The organism is Paenimyroides ceti (assembly GCF_030409925.1).
Genome location: NZ_JAUFQU010000001.1, coordinates 262,960 through 276,860, shown reverse-complemented (window position 1 = coordinate 276,860; position 13,901 = coordinate 262,960). Strand labels below are relative to the sequence as shown.

The window sequence follows — 13,901 nt, the reverse complement described above, 5'->3', positions numbered from 1 at the left end:
AAAAAAGTCTTTATACGCAAAATGGTTTAGGCCTTTGAGAGTGGTCTCAAGGCCTAAACCGTAATATTTATAAGGTATTGAATTATTTCAATTCAACAACAGCACCAGCTTCTTCTAATGCTTTTTTCAATCCTTCAGCTTCGTCTTTAGAAACACCTTCTTTAACGTTTGCTGGAGTACCGTCAACTAAATCTTTAGCTTCTTTTAATCCTAAACCTGTTAATTCTTTAACAGCTTTAACTACAGCTAATTTAGAAGCACCAGCTTCTTTAAGTACAACTGTGAATTCTGTTTGCTCTTCAGCAGCAGCAGCTTCACCACCTCCTGATACTACTACAGCAGCAGCAGCAGGCTCGATTCCGTACTCATCTTTTAATATTGTTGCTAATTCGTTAACTTCTTTAACTGTTAGGTTAACCAATTGTTCTGCGAATTGTTTCAAATCTGCCATTTTTCTATCTTTTAATTTGAATTTGTAATACTATAAATTTATTAATGTGCGTTCGTTTTGAACAAATGAAGTCAGAAGACTATTCTTCTCCTTCAAATTGATTTTTAAGAGCTGAAATAACTCTTTGAGCCGGAGATTGTAACAATCCAATGATTTCTCCGATAACTTCGTCTTTAGATTTAAGAGCTGCTAAGCTGTCTAATAAGTTATCACCTACATAAATTTCTTCATTGATGTAAGCTCCTTTTAATAAAGGCTTATCAGATTTTTTTCTAAAGTCCTTGATGATTTTAGCTGGAGCATTTGCTACTTCAGCAATCATGATAGAAGTGTTTCCTTTTAGAGTAGAAGGTAAATCTCCATACTCATTTTCAGAAGCTTCCATCGCTTTTGCAAGCAAGGTGTTTTTTACAACTTCTAGTTTTATATCTGCTTTAAAACAAGCTCTTCTAAGGTTTGATGTTGCTTCAGCGTTCAATCCTGAGATATCAGCTAAATAAACAATTTTAGAATCAGCTAACTGTGCAGTTAAATCTTGAATCGCGATTGATTTTTCTTCTCTAGTCATACTAAATATTTTTAACTACCAATTAAACTGCTTTTGGGTCTAAAGCAATTGCAGGGCTCATAGTACTTGATAAATGGATCGATTTAATGTAAGTACCTTTTGCTGCAGTTGGTTTTAATTTGATCAATGTTTGAATTATCTCAGATGCATTGTCGGCAATTTGTTGAGAATCAAAAGAAACTTTACCGATTCCTGCATGTACGATACCAGTTTTATCAACTTTAAAGTCAATTTTACCAGCCTTTACTTCTTGTACAGCTTTTGCAACATCCATAGTTACCGTACCTGTTTTTGGGTTTGGCATTAAACCACGAGGTCCTAATACACGACCTAACGGTCCTAATTTACCCATAACAGCAGGCATTGTGATGATTACATCAATATCTGTCCAACCGTCTTTGATTTTTTGTAAATAGTCATCTAATCCCACGTGATCAGCTCCAGCAGCTTTTGCTTCAGCTTCTTTGTCCGGTGTAACTAATGCTAATACTTTTACATCTTTACCTGTACCGTGTGGTAATGTTACAACCCCACGTACCATTTGATTTGCTTTACGCGGATCTACTCCTAAACGTACAGCAATATCAACAGACTCGTCAAATTTTGCAGAAGCAATCTCTTTAATCAATACAGATGCATCTTTTAATGAGTATACTTTGTTCTTCTCAATTTTTGCCGCAGCCTCTTTTTGCTTTTTTGTCAATTTTGCCATTTCTTCTTTTCTTTTAGATTAAAAAGGAGCATTTCCTGTTACTGTTATACCCATAGATCTTGCAGTACCAGCAATCATAGAAACTGCAGACTCAATTGTAAATGCATTTAAGTCAACCATTTTGTCTTCAGCAATTGCTTTTACCTGATCCCAGGTAATAGAAGCAACTTTCTTACGGTTTGGTTCTCCAGATCCTGATTTTAGCTTTGCAGCTTCTAATAATTGAACAGCAGCAGGTGGCGTTTTAATAACAAAGTCAAAAGATTTGTCTTTGTACACGGTAATTTGTACCGGTAAAATTTTGCCGGGCTTATCTTGTGTTCTAGCATTGAATTGCTTACAGAACTCCATGATATTAACTCCAGCAGCCCCCAAAGCAGGTCCAACCGGTGGCGATGGATTCGCAGCACCTCCCTTAACTTGTAGTTTAACTACTTTACTAATTTCTTTTGCCATTTTCAAAAAATTTAGCACATCGCTCAATTGGAAGCAGATTGATGTGATTAATATGTAACAATTATATTTTCTCTACTTGTCCGAAGCTCAATTCCAAAGGTGTTTTTCTTCCGAAAATTTTCACCATAACCTCAAGCTTACGTTTATCTTCGTTAACTTTTTCTACTGTTCCGTTGAAACCGTTGAAAGGACCGTCAACAACTTTAATAGTTTCACCTATTTCATAAGGAATACCTCCGATATCTTCACTTACAGAAAGCTCATCTACTTTACCTAACATTCTGTTTACTTCAGACTGTCTTAAAGGCACAGGCTCACCACCTCTGGTTTCTCCCAAAAAGCCAATAACTCCGGCAATAGATTTGATGATATGCGGTATTTCACCTGCAAGATTTGCCTCAATCATAACATATCCCGGAAAATAAATACGATCTTTTGTGATTTTTTTCCCATCTCTTTGGTGTACTACTTTTTCAGTAGGCACCAAAACTTGTGATAAATAATCAGACATACCAAGTCTGGAAATTTCGGTCTCAATATAATTTTTAACCTTATTTTCCTGCCCGCTTACTGCTCTGACTACATACCATTTTTTTATGTTACTATCAGCCATAAAAAATTATTTAAGAATTTATCCAATTAAAAAAACCAGTGATTGCCTTAGCAAACACAGTATCTACTCCCCAAGTAGCCAAAGAAAATATCACTGTAAAAATAGAGACAATGATGGTATATTTCTGTACTTCTGCCCAAGGAGACCAGGTTACATTGTTTTTCAATTCTTTAAACGAATCTGATATATAATTAAAAACTTTTGCCATTTTTTCCTTATTTGCACGGGCGGAGGGATTCGAACCCCCATCAACGGTTTTGGAGACCGCTATTCTACCCTTGAACTACGCCCGTATATTAGTAAAGTCAGCAGCAAAAAACCGCTGACTTTATTTATTTAAAACTATAAATTAGTCTAAAATTTCAGTTACCTGACCAGCACCTACTGTTCTACCTCCTTCACGGATAGCGAAACGTAAACCTACTGATAAAGCGATTGGTTGTAACAACTCAACATTGATTGTTAAGTTATCTCCTGGCATAACCATCTCTACTCCTTCTGGCAACATGATAGTACCAGTTACGTCAGTTGTACGTACGTAGAACTGTGGACGGTAGTTGTTATGGAATGGAGTGTGACGTCCACCTTCTTCTTTTTTCAAGATATAAACCTCAGCTTTGAATTTAGCGTGTGGTTTTACAGATCCTGGCTTAACAATTACCATACCTCTACGGATATCAGCTTTGTCAATACCTCTCAACAATAAACCTACGTTATCTCCAGCTTCACCTCTATCAAGGATTTTACGGAACATCTCAACTCCTGTAATAGTAGAAGTTAATTTATCAGCTCCCATACCGATGATTTCAACAGCATCTCCTGTATTAGCAACTCCAGTTTCGATACGTCCTGTAGCAACAGTACCACGACCTGTAATTGTAAATACGTCTTCAACTGGCATCAAGAATGGTTTCTCAACGTCACGTACTGGTAATTCAATCCAGTTATCAACTGCAGCCATTAATTCTAAAACAGTATCAACCCATTTTGGCTCACCGTTTAAAGCTCCTAATGCAGAACCTTGAATAACTGGTCCGTTATCACCATCATACTGATAGAAAGATAATAAATCTCTGATTTCCATTTCAACTAGCTCTAAAAGCTCAGCATCATCAACCATATCCACTTTATTCATGAATACAACGATTCTTGGAATACCTACCTGACGTCCTAATAAGATGTGCTCACGAGTTTGTGGCATTGGACCATCTGTAGCAGCAACCACAAGAATAGCACCATCCATCTGAGCAGCACCAGTAACCATGTTTTTCACGTAATCCGCGTGACCCGGACAGTCAACGTGAGCATAGTGACGATTAGCTGTAGCATACTCTACGTGTGAAGTATTAATAGTAATACCTCTTTCTTTTTCTTCAGGAGCATTATCAATTTGATCAAATGATTTTGCTTCAGAATAACCTGCATCAGATAATACTTTAGTAATAGCTGCTGTCAAGGTAGTTTTTCCGTGATCCACGTGTCCAATAGTACCAATATTCAAGTGTGGTTTGGAACGATCAAAATTTTCCTTTGCCATGATTTAATAATTTAATCTTAGTTATTATATAATTAGTGTTCAATTTTCATTTAAAAATCTAGAGCCAATGACGGGATTTGAACCCGTGACCTCTTCCTTACCAAGGAAGCACTCTACCCCTGAGCTACACCGGCATACGCTTTTTTTTTGTGGGAGGAGCAGGATTCGAACCTGCGAAGGTTTCCCAACGGATTTACAGTCCGTCCTCGTTGGCCGCTTGAGTATCCTCCCTAACCTTAACTTTTTTAAAATCAACTTCTTAGAGCCGATAGAGGGACTCGAACCCACGACCTGCTGATTACAAATCAGCTGCTCTAGCCAGCTGAGCTACACCGGCAATTTAAAAAAGTCCGCTATTTCTAACGGACTGCAAATGTATATATTTATTTAAATAAATAAAAATTTTTTACGTTTTTTTTATTCTTTAGTATGCTTTCTCTTTCTCTTTCTTCTTTACCAACAATCTTTCTACAGCATCTGCGGCCAAATCTGCTGCCTCTTCAAAAGATTTTGCCGTTTTTTTAACGATACAGTCATCACCAGGCACTTTCACGAGTATGTCTACAGATTTATTTTCTTTATCACTGGTATTTTCCACTCTTAGATTAACATCAACGCCAACAATTTTATCATAAAACTGCTCCAGCTTTTCTAATCTTTCGTTGATAAAATCAACCAATTTTCGATCAACGTTAAAGTTTACAGCTTGAATCTTTACTTTCATAATACAAAATTTAAAGGTTAATTACTCTTCATCTTTGCGAAACCGGGGGTGTGCATTTTTATACACATTTTTTAATTCTGAAAGACTGCTATGCACATAAACCTGCGTAGATGCAAGACTTGAATGACCAAGCAATTCTTTTATTGAATTCAAATCCGCCCCGTTGTTCAACATATGCGTAGCAAAGGTATGCCGAAGCATATGTGGACTTTTTTTCACCTTAGATGTAACACCTCTAAAATAATTATTTATTAAGCGATAAACAAATGTTTCATTTAAAATATTTCCACTGTTCGTCAATATTAACACATCTTTTAGATTTCCAAATCTTTTATTGCGAACAATAAGATAGCCCTTTATTAATTCAACAACAGGATCAACCAAAGGAATAATACGTTGCTTATTTCTCTTACCGGTAACTTTCAGCGTATTGTTTCCAAAATCCACATCATCTGTCTTCAACCCAATCAGCTCAGCCCTGCGTATCCCTAAAGAATATAATAACTCCAGAATCAAACGATCTCTCTTTCCTTCAAAATTTTCAGGAAACAATTCTAAATGCAATGCTTCTATTTCTTTTTCTGAAAACGGCACCTGAATCGTCTTCTCATTTCTAAGGGATTTATGAACGATAAAAAGATATTCATCAACTTGTTTGGATACATACAGATATTTAAAAAAACTTTTCAAAGAACTTATTTTCCGGTTAATCGTTTTATTAACCATACCCTCAGATGACAAAAAAGACATCCATGCCCGAACAGCACTGTAATCTATCTGTTTAAAATCCACCTCCGCCCCAGACAAATCTTCTGCATTATAAAAGTCAAAAAAAGAAGCCACATCATTTACATAAGCAGTTGCTGTATGCAAAGAATAGTTTTTTTCCTTTAGCAGATAATTTTTGTAAGCCGTAAGAGTTTGTTCCATAAAAAAATCGTTAACCAAAGATACACTTTAATTAACGATTTATTTATTAATGCCTGAAATATTAGAACTCTAATGAGTTTTTCAATTTCTGAACATATTGTGCTTTTTGAATTTTAGCTCTGTTTGTTATAGAAGGCTTTGTGAAATTCTTGCGTTCTCTCAACTGACGTAAAGTTCCCGTTTTATCGAATTTTCTTTTATAACGCTTTAAAGCTCTATCAATATTTTCTCCGTCTTTAATTGGAATGATCAACATAATTTATACACCTCCTTTCATTTAGGCTGCAAATATAAACTCTTTTTCCCATACAATCCAAACATAAAAAGAGAGAAGTTGTAAAAATTCCTCTCTTTTAGTAGTTATATTTTTCCAATCTGCAGTGTATTTGAATCTTTATTCCAACAAACACCCGTGATTAGTCTTTCAAAATATTTCTGGAAATCACTAATTTCTGAATTTCAGTGGTACCCTCTCCAATAGTACAAAGTTTAGAATCTCTAAAGAATTTTTCTACCGGGAAATCTTTTGTATAACCATATCCTCCGTGAATCTGAATAGCTTCAGTAGCTACCTTAACACAAACTTCAGATGCATACATCTTCGCCATAGCTCCTAATGTAGTAACCGGCTTGTGATTGTTCTTCAAAAAGGCAGCTTTATGCAACAGCAATTCTGAAGCTTCTATTTCAGTTGCCATATCAGCCAGTTTAAAACCAATAGCCTGAAAAGATGATATAGGTTTTCCAAACTGAACGCGTTCTTTAGAATATTTCAAAGCAGCTTCATAAGCTCCTTTTGCGATACCCAAAGACAAAGCTCCAATTGAAATACGACCACCGTCTAATATTTTCATTGCCTGGATAAATCCTTCACCTACTTCTCCTAATCTGTTAGCATCGGAAACACGGCAGTTATCAAAAATTAATTCAGCTGTTTCAGAAGCACGCATTCCTAATTTGTTTTCTTTCTTACCGGAACTGAATCCAGGAGTACCTTTTTCAACAACAAAAGCTGTCATTCCACGCGAATCTCCTTTTTCTCCTGTACGTACAATTACTACAGCAACATCACCAGAAATTGCATGTGTAATGAAATTCTTTGCTCCGTTCAGTATCCATTCGTCCCCATCCTTTACAGCTGTAGTAGCCATTCCGCCAGCATCTGATCCCGTGTTATGCTCAGTCAATCCCCAAGCACCAATCCATTCTGCTGTTGCCAGTTTAGGAATCCATTTTTTCTTTTGCTCCTCATTTCCAAAGGTTAAAATATGATTGGTACATAATGAATTATGTGCAGCTACTGACAAACCTATAGATGAATCTACTTTTGAAATTTCTTCAACAATTGTAATATACTCGTGATATCCCAATCCAGAACCACCTAATTCTTCAGGCACCAAAACTCCCATAAAACCCATTTCTCCCAATTTCTTAAACAATTCTACAGGAAAAATTTGTGCCTCATCCCACTCCATTATATGTGGACGGATATTTTGTTCTGCAAAATCACGAATAGATTGCGCAATCATAGCTTGCGTTTCATTATATTCAAAATTCATATAGTTTACTTTTTTGCTATTTTTATTAAAAATCCAAATATAACGCTATTATCTTTAATTTGTCAAGGGGAAAGCCGTTAATTTTTTCTAAATCTTCAATAGTCAAGGGTTCAGATTTTTTACTTCTATAAATGAGAATATTTCTGGAAAGCTCATGATTTATATAAGGTATTTTAGAAATCTCTTGCTTAGAAGCTGTATTAATATTTATTTTATGAATAACAGGTGGTTTTTTCACAATAAAATATTTTTGAAGAGAGTGTATTACTTCAGGCGGCAGATTCCAAATAAAGGCTACCTGATCCATATGAACAAAACCTCCCATTCTCTTCCTTTCATTGATAATTCTCTGAGCATATCCGTCACCTATTCCCTTTATCAGTTTAAAATCCTCTGCAGTAGCACTATTAAAATCTTTTATTACAAGTAACGCAGAATCATCTTTAAAATTTCTGTTTGCGTTTTTTGCCGTTACCCAGTCCGGAAATTTAAAGTAAGCAGCATATACTGAGAGCCATTCATCTGAAACTTTTGTAATATCCTGAAACTCCTGTACTGAATTTATGAATTTACCTGTTTTCCTGTAGGCATGCAAACGATCTATTTCCATTGTAGTCATTTGTAAATGATATCCTTTGTAGTCAGTAATAAAATTAGGATTAAAAGGTGTGATTACAAATTTTCTTGCTTCTGTTTCTATCTGTTTCAGACTGTCAATTTCCTGTTGCAGTAAATTCCATTCCATAGCTGTTGCAGGATCATCAACATCGTTACGTTTTCTTTGGTTAAAGAAGAAAAGGCAAAACTGAAGTATAAAAACCAATAACATCAGAGACAAGATACCTTTACGCTGGCTACGGGTAAGAAGAGGTAAAAAATTGAAAAAATGTTTTTTCATAACAAATTAATTATCCGATAATCAACCTGTTACAATATAATCATTTTTAATTATAAATCAAAAACAGAACTCCTCTTGGTGTAGATCATATCTTTGATTTTCAAGAAAAAAGCCAGAGTAAGATAAAGGGAAAACCAAACGCCCAAAGTAAAAAAAGACATATAAACAAAGAAAAAACGTACACGGCTTACTCTCATTCCAAGGCGGTCTGCCAATCTGGTACAGACTTCATAACCATTACGCTCAAAATAATATCTTATTTTAGAAACCTTTATCATACGCTAAAGGTACAAAATTATGACAATAAACTATGCCCTACAGCACAATTTAAACATTTAAAAGCATCACAATAATGCTGCTTCAAAAAAAGCAATGCCTGACTGTCAGCAGCAGAATGCGACATGATTCCCCATTGTTCGAAACGATCGATAACAGCATTCTTTTCTGAAGGAATCTGCTGTAACTGTAAGTAAAGTTCTTCGAAATTTTCAATTCCCTTATGCCGTAAATAAGTAAATTGAAATGGCACAATGGTATTAATATAAAGCAATTCAATAAAATTGGCAGTAAGTTTTTTATTACTGAATTTTGTATTTTTCTCAAAAATAAAATGGGTATCCCAATAAGATGATGGAGCGACTGCTTGAAAATAACCGATAAGATCTTTAGTTGTTTTTCGCTGGGCAATAAGATCTGAAAACAGATTTTCTCTGGAATAATAAAGAGCTGCAAATTGCGCCAAACGAATAGTAGGAAAATTGGGTGGACGTAATTTGAAAAAATGAGGCGATTCTTCTATATTGTTTCCAAGCTGGTATTTTATTTTCAAATATTCAAAACGCTTTTTCAGCTCAAGCGGATACGCTTCCTGAAAATCATACGACAGTAAATTAGCCGTTCCGAACAAAAGTGCTTCTAACTGTAGTAAATCTGAACGTTCTTTCTTTATAACATGAAAAGGCAATCTCCGGGCAATTTCTTGAAAAATACTTCCATTCACATTCAATCCAAAATTTTTTAGTAACAGTACAAATAAAGTAGCTTCCCAATCGTTCTGATTTTCATGGAGTAGTTTACTTATTGGAATTTGCTTTTCTTCTAAACGCTCTACAAATAATCGCTCTTTCCAATGTTTTATAATGAATGAATCCGTATCTTTTAATTGATTTTCACAAGGTATCCACGACTTGGGTTTCATAAGACCCAGAAAATTATTATACACATCAACCGCGACATACTTTGAAAGAAGCAAAGTTGGTATTTGTGTATTGTCTTTCCGGAAAACAGGAACATCATCATGCCATACAACATGTAAGATAACCGTATCATAAGCACTATCATTCTGGTGCTGGTGCAGATACCAATCAGAAGCATTTACATGCATTTCAACATTTCCTGCCCACAACTGATCTCCTATCAGAAGACGCGCATTAAAAAAATCTGGTCCCGCTTTTTCCGGATAACTTCCAAAATGAATAATAGACAACGCCTGATGCTGCTCTGTAAACAAATCAGTCAACTGCATTTTCTTAAAACGCCACACATAATGTAAAAACGCCTCTTTCATGAATCTAATCTATACCATTCTCCTAAAATACATTTTTTTTATTACTTTAACAACTTATAAAAACATCATATAATGAAAACATATTTTCTCATTGCATTCTTACTATCAAACATTTACGGAATTGCCCAGACAAAGATAAAAGCATTAAAAGTAACATATGAACAGGAATCTAACGGGAAGACCATCAGTCCTCAAAGCCGCATTCTGTTGTTTACTTCGAAAGAAAATGCTCTCCTGACAAATGAAGAAAACTTTGCTGCACTCAAGAAAAACTATCCGGAATCAGTCAAATATGTGAGTTTTACTGACCATAGGCTTTATTCTCAAACTTTTTTTAACAATAAAGACGGATACATTACCGTTGACAGTCTTTCTCTTAAAAAACAACAGTTTGAAACAACTGATGAAACAAAAGTAATTCTGGGATATCTGTGCCATAAAGTAAAAACCAGTATTAATTCCAACATTATAGAGTTATGGTACACTAAAGATCTGGATTTCAAAGGCGCTCCTACAACCTTAGGTCAAAATCTGGGTCTGGTACTTGAAATGACACGGAACGGCAATTACACCATTATTGCTAAAAAAATAGAGAGGATCAAAAACATGGACCGCCATCTTTTACTCCCCGATCCTACAGCAATCTCTATGGATCTGATTTCCTACAATGATAAAATCTGGAAAAGTAAATTTAAATCCATTCCTGTTTTTAAGAATGAAGTCATCAGCTTTAATGAAGCAAATAAAAGCAATGATTCTATTTACAAGTTTGCAAATGGAACTGTAATTGTCCGTAAAATAAAGTTTCCGAAATTAAAGAAACATGATCTTATCTTCTTAGACCTCGAAGAACAATCAAACGGTGATGCCTATGACCGTACCGGAAGTGTATTTATAATTCCACAAACCAAAAAACAATCTTTTCTTGACGGACTGACCAACGGTGTCAATGTCTTACCCATATATCAGAATGGAAATGGAAAAAATTATCAGGGCATTGTGGCAACAGATGATTACGAACCGCTGGTAGAACTTATGCGTTTTTTCACACCTTTTGGCGTTCATCATTTCAATCAGTTTCGGCTCAAAGATAAAATATGGTCAGATGCAGCTTATTACAGACAGGATATTTCAGAATTACACAGCTTATTAGATAATGAGGAAGTATATATAGGCACATTCATTGGCAACTACGATAAAGGCGGACATAAAATTTCTATGAATATTACCATACATGATTCTGAAAACAGCATGTTTCATGACACAAAAGCAATTCCTGTTTTTAACACAACTAATATAATGGAAATGGGCGGTCAGGAATACAGTACTTTGTTTGATGTTGAAAAAGGATTAGAAGTAACATTCCGATTGAAAGAACCTCTGAAAAAAGCCCGGTTACGCTATATCTCTACCGGACATGGTGGTTGGGAAAACGGAGATGAATTTCTACCAAAACCCAATACCATATCACTAAACAGAAAGCAAATGATGCGCTTTATTCCATGGCGTCAGGATTGTGGATCGTATCGTTTGATGAATCCCGTATCGGGAAATTTTGAAAACGGTCTTTCCTCATCAGATTACTCACGATCAAATTGGTGTCCGGGTACCGTTACAAATCCCATAATGATAGAATTAGGCGATTTAGAAGCCGGCGAGCATACCATACAGATACAAATTCCGCAAGGACAGAATGAAGGAGGAAGCTTTAGTTCGTGGAATGTATCGGGAATTATTATCGGAGAATAAAAAAATCCAGCAGATGCTGGATTTTTTTATTCTTATTAATTGAATGGTTAGTCATTAAGTTTCAATACTGCCATAAAAGCAGATTGTGGTATTTCTACGTTTCCTACCTGACGCATGCGTTTTTTTCCGGCTTTTTGTTTCTCCAACAGCTTTCTTTTACGCGAAATATCTCCTCCGTAACATTTTGCTGTTACATCTTTACGCAAAGCTTTGATTGTTTCACGGGCAATAATTTTTGCCCCGATGGCTGCCTGAATAGGAATATCGAATTGTTGACGAGGAATCAGTTCTTTCAGCTTCTCACACATTTTTTTACCAATGTAGTAAGCATTATCCTCATGAATCAATGCCGAAAGCGCATCTACATTCTGAGCATTTAACAAAACATCCAGTCTTACAAGTTTAGAAGTTCTCATGCCTATCGGATGATAGTCAAAAGAAGCATATCCTTTTGAAACTGTTTTAAGACGGTCATAAAAATCAAATACAATTTCTGCTAAAGGCATATCAAAATTAAGCTCTACACGCTCAGGGGTCAAATAGGTCTGATTGGTAATCTGACCTCGTTTTTCAATACACAAACTCATTACCTGCCCCACAAAATCTGATTTTGTGATGATCGTTGCTTTAATAAAAGGTTCTTCTACACGGTCCAATTTTGAAGGTTCCGGTAAATCAGACGGGTTATTGACCACAAAAGGAGTATCAGGTGCTTTTTTTGTATAAGCAAAGTAAGAAACGTTAGGTACTGTCGTGATTACAGTCATATTAAATTCACGTTCCAATCGTTCCTGAATAATTTCCATATGCAACATTCCAAGGAATCCACATCGGAAACCAAAACCTAATGCAGCAGAACTTTCCGGTTGAAAGACCAGAGAAGCATCGTTTAATTGTAATTTTTCCATTGAAGCGCGCAAGTCTTCATAATCTTCAGTATCTACCGGATAGATTCCGGCAAAAACCATAGGTTTGACATCTTCAAAACCAGTAATCATATTTTTAGTCGGAGTAGCCGCATCTGTAATCGTATCTCCTACCTTCACTTCTTTTGCCTCTTTAATACCGGATATCAGATATCCTACATCTCCTGTAGAAATGACTTGTTTAGGTACCTGATTAAGTTTTAATGTACCAATCTCATCTGCATAGTACTCATTACCGGTAGCCATAAATTTAATCTTTTGATTCTTTTTTATCTCACCGTTAATAACGCGGAAGATAACTTCAATCCCTCTAAACGGATTGTATACAGAATCAAAGATTAATGCCTGTAACGGCTCTTCAGGATCTCCTTTAGGAGCCGGTACGCGTTCTACAATTGCTTCCAGAATTTTATCTACTCCAAATCCGGTTTTACCCGATGCGTGAATAATATCTTCCAGTTTACAACCAAGCAATTCTACAATATCATCGCTTACTTCTTCAGGATTGGCTGATGGCAAATCTACTTTATTAAGTACCGGTATAATCTCAAGATCATTTTCAAGAGCCAGATATAAATTAGAAATCGTCTGAGCCTGAATACTCTGAGCAGCATCCACAATCAATAAAGCACCTTCACAAGCTGCAATTGAACGGGAAACTTCATAAGAAAAATCCACGTGTCCCGGAGTATCAATCAGGTTCAATATGTATTGCTCCCCTTTATAAGTGTACTCCATCTGAATCGCATGCGATTTGATCGTAATTCCTCTCTCTCGCTCCAAATCCATACTGTCTAACAATTGTGCCTGTGCCTCACGCGCTGTTACCGTCTGTGTAGCATCCAGCAATCGGTCAGCCAGTGTACTTTTCCCATGATCAATATGGGCTATTATACAAAAATTTCTTATTTTTTTCATTCGAGTAAATTTCAATTATTCAGGCATGTCTCTTACCGGATTATATGTTTCTAACCAATCCTCCTGCTTCGTATATCCTTCTTACAGGCTTTTTTGTATCGCCTCATGCACTATATCCAATCTGCAAATATAAATTATTTTTTTCTGCATTCTTAAATTATTTGCACCTCTGCTTTAACTCTTAGAAAAGCTTACTACAATACTTTATCAGCATTTTTTTAATAATAATATATAAAAGTATATACTTATAGATATTCCTAAAATGAAGTTAAAAAGTACAGGTTTCTTTTTTG

General features: G+C 35.6%; 16 protein-coding genes and 4 tRNA genes. 1 reads left to right on the top strand and 19 read right to left on the bottom strand.

All coding sequences use genetic code 11. From position 1 onward, the window contains the following. Positions 1-82: 82 nt before the first annotated feature. The 18 genes from rplL to QW060_RS01250 all read right to left on the bottom strand — a co-directional run bounded on the left by rplL (position 83) and on the right by QW060_RS01250 (position 10,015). On the bottom strand, positions 83-451 hold the full coding sequence (gene rplL, locus QW060_RS01335) for a 50S ribosomal protein L7/L12 (RefSeq protein ID WP_124900442.1): 369 nt from the start codon (positions 449-451) through the stop codon (positions 83-85). Between the two features lie 79 nt (positions 452-530). Beyond that, positions 531-1,019 (bottom strand): 50S ribosomal protein L10, encoded by a 489-nt coding sequence (gene rplJ / locus QW060_RS01330; RefSeq protein WP_290361917.1) that lies wholly within the window; start codon positions 1,017-1,019, stop codon positions 531-533. 22 nt (positions 1,020-1,041) lie between these two features. Beyond that, on the bottom strand, positions 1,042-1,731 hold the full coding sequence (gene rplA / locus QW060_RS01325; protein ID WP_290361916.1) for a 50S ribosomal protein L1: 690 nt from the start codon (positions 1,729-1,731) through the stop codon (positions 1,042-1,044). A gap of 18 nt (positions 1,732-1,749) precedes the next feature. Beyond that, positions 1,750-2,187, bottom strand: a complete 438-nt coding sequence (gene rplK / locus QW060_RS01320) for a 50S ribosomal protein L11 (protein WP_290364663.1) — start codon at positions 2,185-2,187, stop codon at positions 1,750-1,752. Positions 2,188-2,248: 61 nt separating this feature from the next. Then, positions 2,249-2,800, bottom strand: coding sequence for a transcription termination/antitermination protein NusG (nusG, locus tag QW060_RS01315; protein WP_290361915.1), 552 nt, complete (start codon positions 2,798-2,800; stop codon positions 2,249-2,251). A 10-nt stretch (positions 2,801-2,810) separates the two neighbouring features. Further along, on the bottom strand, positions 2,811-3,008 hold the full coding sequence (gene secE / locus QW060_RS01310; protein ID WP_290361914.1) for a preprotein translocase subunit SecE: 198 nt from the start codon (positions 3,006-3,008) through the stop codon (positions 2,811-2,813). A gap of 14 nt (positions 3,009-3,022) precedes the next feature. Beyond that, positions 3,023-3,093: transfer RNA gene (locus tag QW060_RS01305), tRNA-Trp, on the bottom strand. A gap of 56 nt (positions 3,094-3,149) precedes the next feature. Then, on the bottom strand, positions 3,150-4,337 hold the full coding sequence (gene tuf / locus QW060_RS01300) for an elongation factor Tu (protein WP_290361913.1): 1,188 nt from the start codon (positions 4,335-4,337) through the stop codon (positions 3,150-3,152). Between the two features lie 62 nt (positions 4,338-4,399). Continuing rightward, a tRNA-Thr gene (locus QW060_RS01295) sits at positions 4,400-4,471 on the bottom strand. A 16-nt stretch (positions 4,472-4,487) separates the two neighbouring features. Beyond that, positions 4,488-4,568: transfer RNA gene (locus tag QW060_RS01290), tRNA-Tyr, on the bottom strand. A 32-nt stretch (positions 4,569-4,600) separates the two neighbouring features. Further along, positions 4,601-4,674, bottom strand: a tRNA-Thr gene (locus QW060_RS01285). 87 nt (positions 4,675-4,761) lie between these two features. Further along, positions 4,762-5,061: a ribosome hibernation-promoting factor, HPF/YfiA family gene (hpf, locus tag QW060_RS01280; protein ID WP_290361912.1), complete on the bottom strand. Its 300-nt coding sequence runs from the start codon at positions 5,059-5,061 to the stop codon at positions 4,762-4,764. A 21-nt stretch (positions 5,062-5,082) separates the two neighbouring features. Next, entirely contained in the window at positions 5,083-6,009 is a 927-nt protein-coding gene (locus QW060_RS01275; protein ID WP_317623158.1) for a tyrosine-type recombinase/integrase, read from the bottom strand. Between the two features lie 43 nt (positions 6,010-6,052). Next, entirely contained in the window at positions 6,053-6,247 is a 195-nt protein-coding gene (gene rpsU / locus QW060_RS01270; RefSeq protein ID WP_290361911.1) for a 30S ribosomal protein S21, read from the bottom strand. Between the two features lie 160 nt (positions 6,248-6,407). Beyond that, on the bottom strand, positions 6,408-7,550 hold the full coding sequence (locus QW060_RS01265; RefSeq protein WP_290361910.1) for an acyl-CoA dehydrogenase family protein: 1,143 nt from the start codon (positions 7,548-7,550) through the stop codon (positions 6,408-6,410). Between the two features lie 25 nt (positions 7,551-7,575). Further along, positions 7,576-8,448, bottom strand: a complete 873-nt coding sequence (locus QW060_RS01260) for a ComEA family DNA-binding protein (protein ID WP_290361909.1) — start codon at positions 8,446-8,448, stop codon at positions 7,576-7,578. Positions 8,449-8,498: 50 nt separating this feature from the next. After that, a complete protein-coding gene (locus QW060_RS01255; RefSeq protein ID WP_290361908.1) occupies positions 8,499-8,726 on the bottom strand; it encodes a PspC domain-containing protein in 228 nt (75 codons plus the stop codon). A gap of 17 nt (positions 8,727-8,743) precedes the next feature. After that, positions 8,744-10,015, bottom strand: coding sequence for a DUF2851 family protein (locus tag QW060_RS01250; protein ID WP_290361907.1), 1,272 nt, complete (start codon positions 10,013-10,015; stop codon positions 8,744-8,746). A 72-nt stretch (positions 10,016-10,087) separates the two neighbouring features. On the opposite strand from QW060_RS01250, the gene QW060_RS01245 reads away from it, so the two are divergent. Further along, positions 10,088-11,764 (top strand): PNGase F N-terminal domain-containing protein, encoded by a 1,677-nt coding sequence (locus QW060_RS01245; RefSeq protein ID WP_290361906.1) that lies wholly within the window; start codon positions 10,088-10,090, stop codon positions 11,762-11,764. A 47-nt stretch (positions 11,765-11,811) separates the two neighbouring features. On the opposite strand, the gene lepA is transcribed toward QW060_RS01245, so the two are convergent. After that, positions 11,812-13,608, bottom strand: a complete 1,797-nt coding sequence (gene lepA, locus QW060_RS01240) for a translation elongation factor 4 (RefSeq protein ID WP_290361905.1) — start codon at positions 13,606-13,608, stop codon at positions 11,812-11,814. Positions 13,609-13,901: the final 293 nt, after the last annotated feature.

Coding starts and splice junctions, on each gene's coding strand:
- rplL (WP_124900442.1), bottom strand. CDS start 451: ATGGCAGATTTGAAACAATTCGCAGAACAATTGGTTAACCTAACAGTT.
- rplJ (WP_290361917.1), bottom strand. CDS start 1,019: ATGACTAGAGAAGAAAAATCAATCGCGATTCAAGATTTAACTGCACAG.
- rplA (WP_290361916.1), bottom strand. CDS start 1,731: ATGGCAAAATTGACAAAAAAGCAAAAAGAGGCTGCGGCAAAAATTGAG.
- rplK (WP_290364663.1), bottom strand. CDS start 2,187: ATGGCAAAAGAAATTAGTAAAGTAGTTAAACTACAAGTTAAGGGAGGT.
- nusG (WP_290361915.1), bottom strand. CDS start 2,800: ATGGCTGATAGTAACATAAAAAAATGGTATGTAGTCAGAGCAGTAAGC.
- secE (WP_290361914.1), bottom strand. CDS start 3,008: ATGGCAAAAGTTTTTAATTATATATCAGATTCGTTTAAAGAATTGAAA.
- tuf (WP_290361913.1), bottom strand. CDS start 4,337: ATGGCAAAGGAAAATTTTGATCGTTCCAAACCACACTTGAATATTGGT.
- hpf (WP_290361912.1), bottom strand. CDS start 5,061: ATGAAAGTAAAGATTCAAGCTGTAAACTTTAACGTTGATCGAAAATTG.
- rpsU (WP_290361911.1), bottom strand. CDS start 6,247: ATGTTGATCATTCCAATTAAAGACGGAGAAAATATTGATAGAGCTTTA.
- QW060_RS01265 (WP_290361910.1), bottom strand. CDS start 7,550: ATGAATTTTGAATATAATGAAACGCAAGCTATGATTGCGCAATCTATT.
- QW060_RS01260 (WP_290361909.1), bottom strand. CDS start 8,448: ATGAAAAAACATTTTTTCAATTTTTTACCTCTTCTTACCCGTAGCCAG.
- QW060_RS01255 (WP_290361908.1), bottom strand. CDS start 8,726: ATGATAAAGGTTTCTAAAATAAGATATTATTTTGAGCGTAATGGTTAT.
- QW060_RS01250 (WP_290361907.1), bottom strand. CDS start 10,015: ATGAAAGAGGCGTTTTTACATTATGTGTGGCGTTTTAAGAAAATGCAG.
- QW060_RS01245 (WP_290361906.1), top strand. CDS start 10,088: ATGAAAACATATTTTCTCATTGCATTCTTACTATCAAACATTTACGGA.
- lepA (WP_290361905.1), bottom strand. CDS start 13,608: ATGAAAAAAATAAGAAATTTTTGTATAATAGCCCATATTGATCATGGG.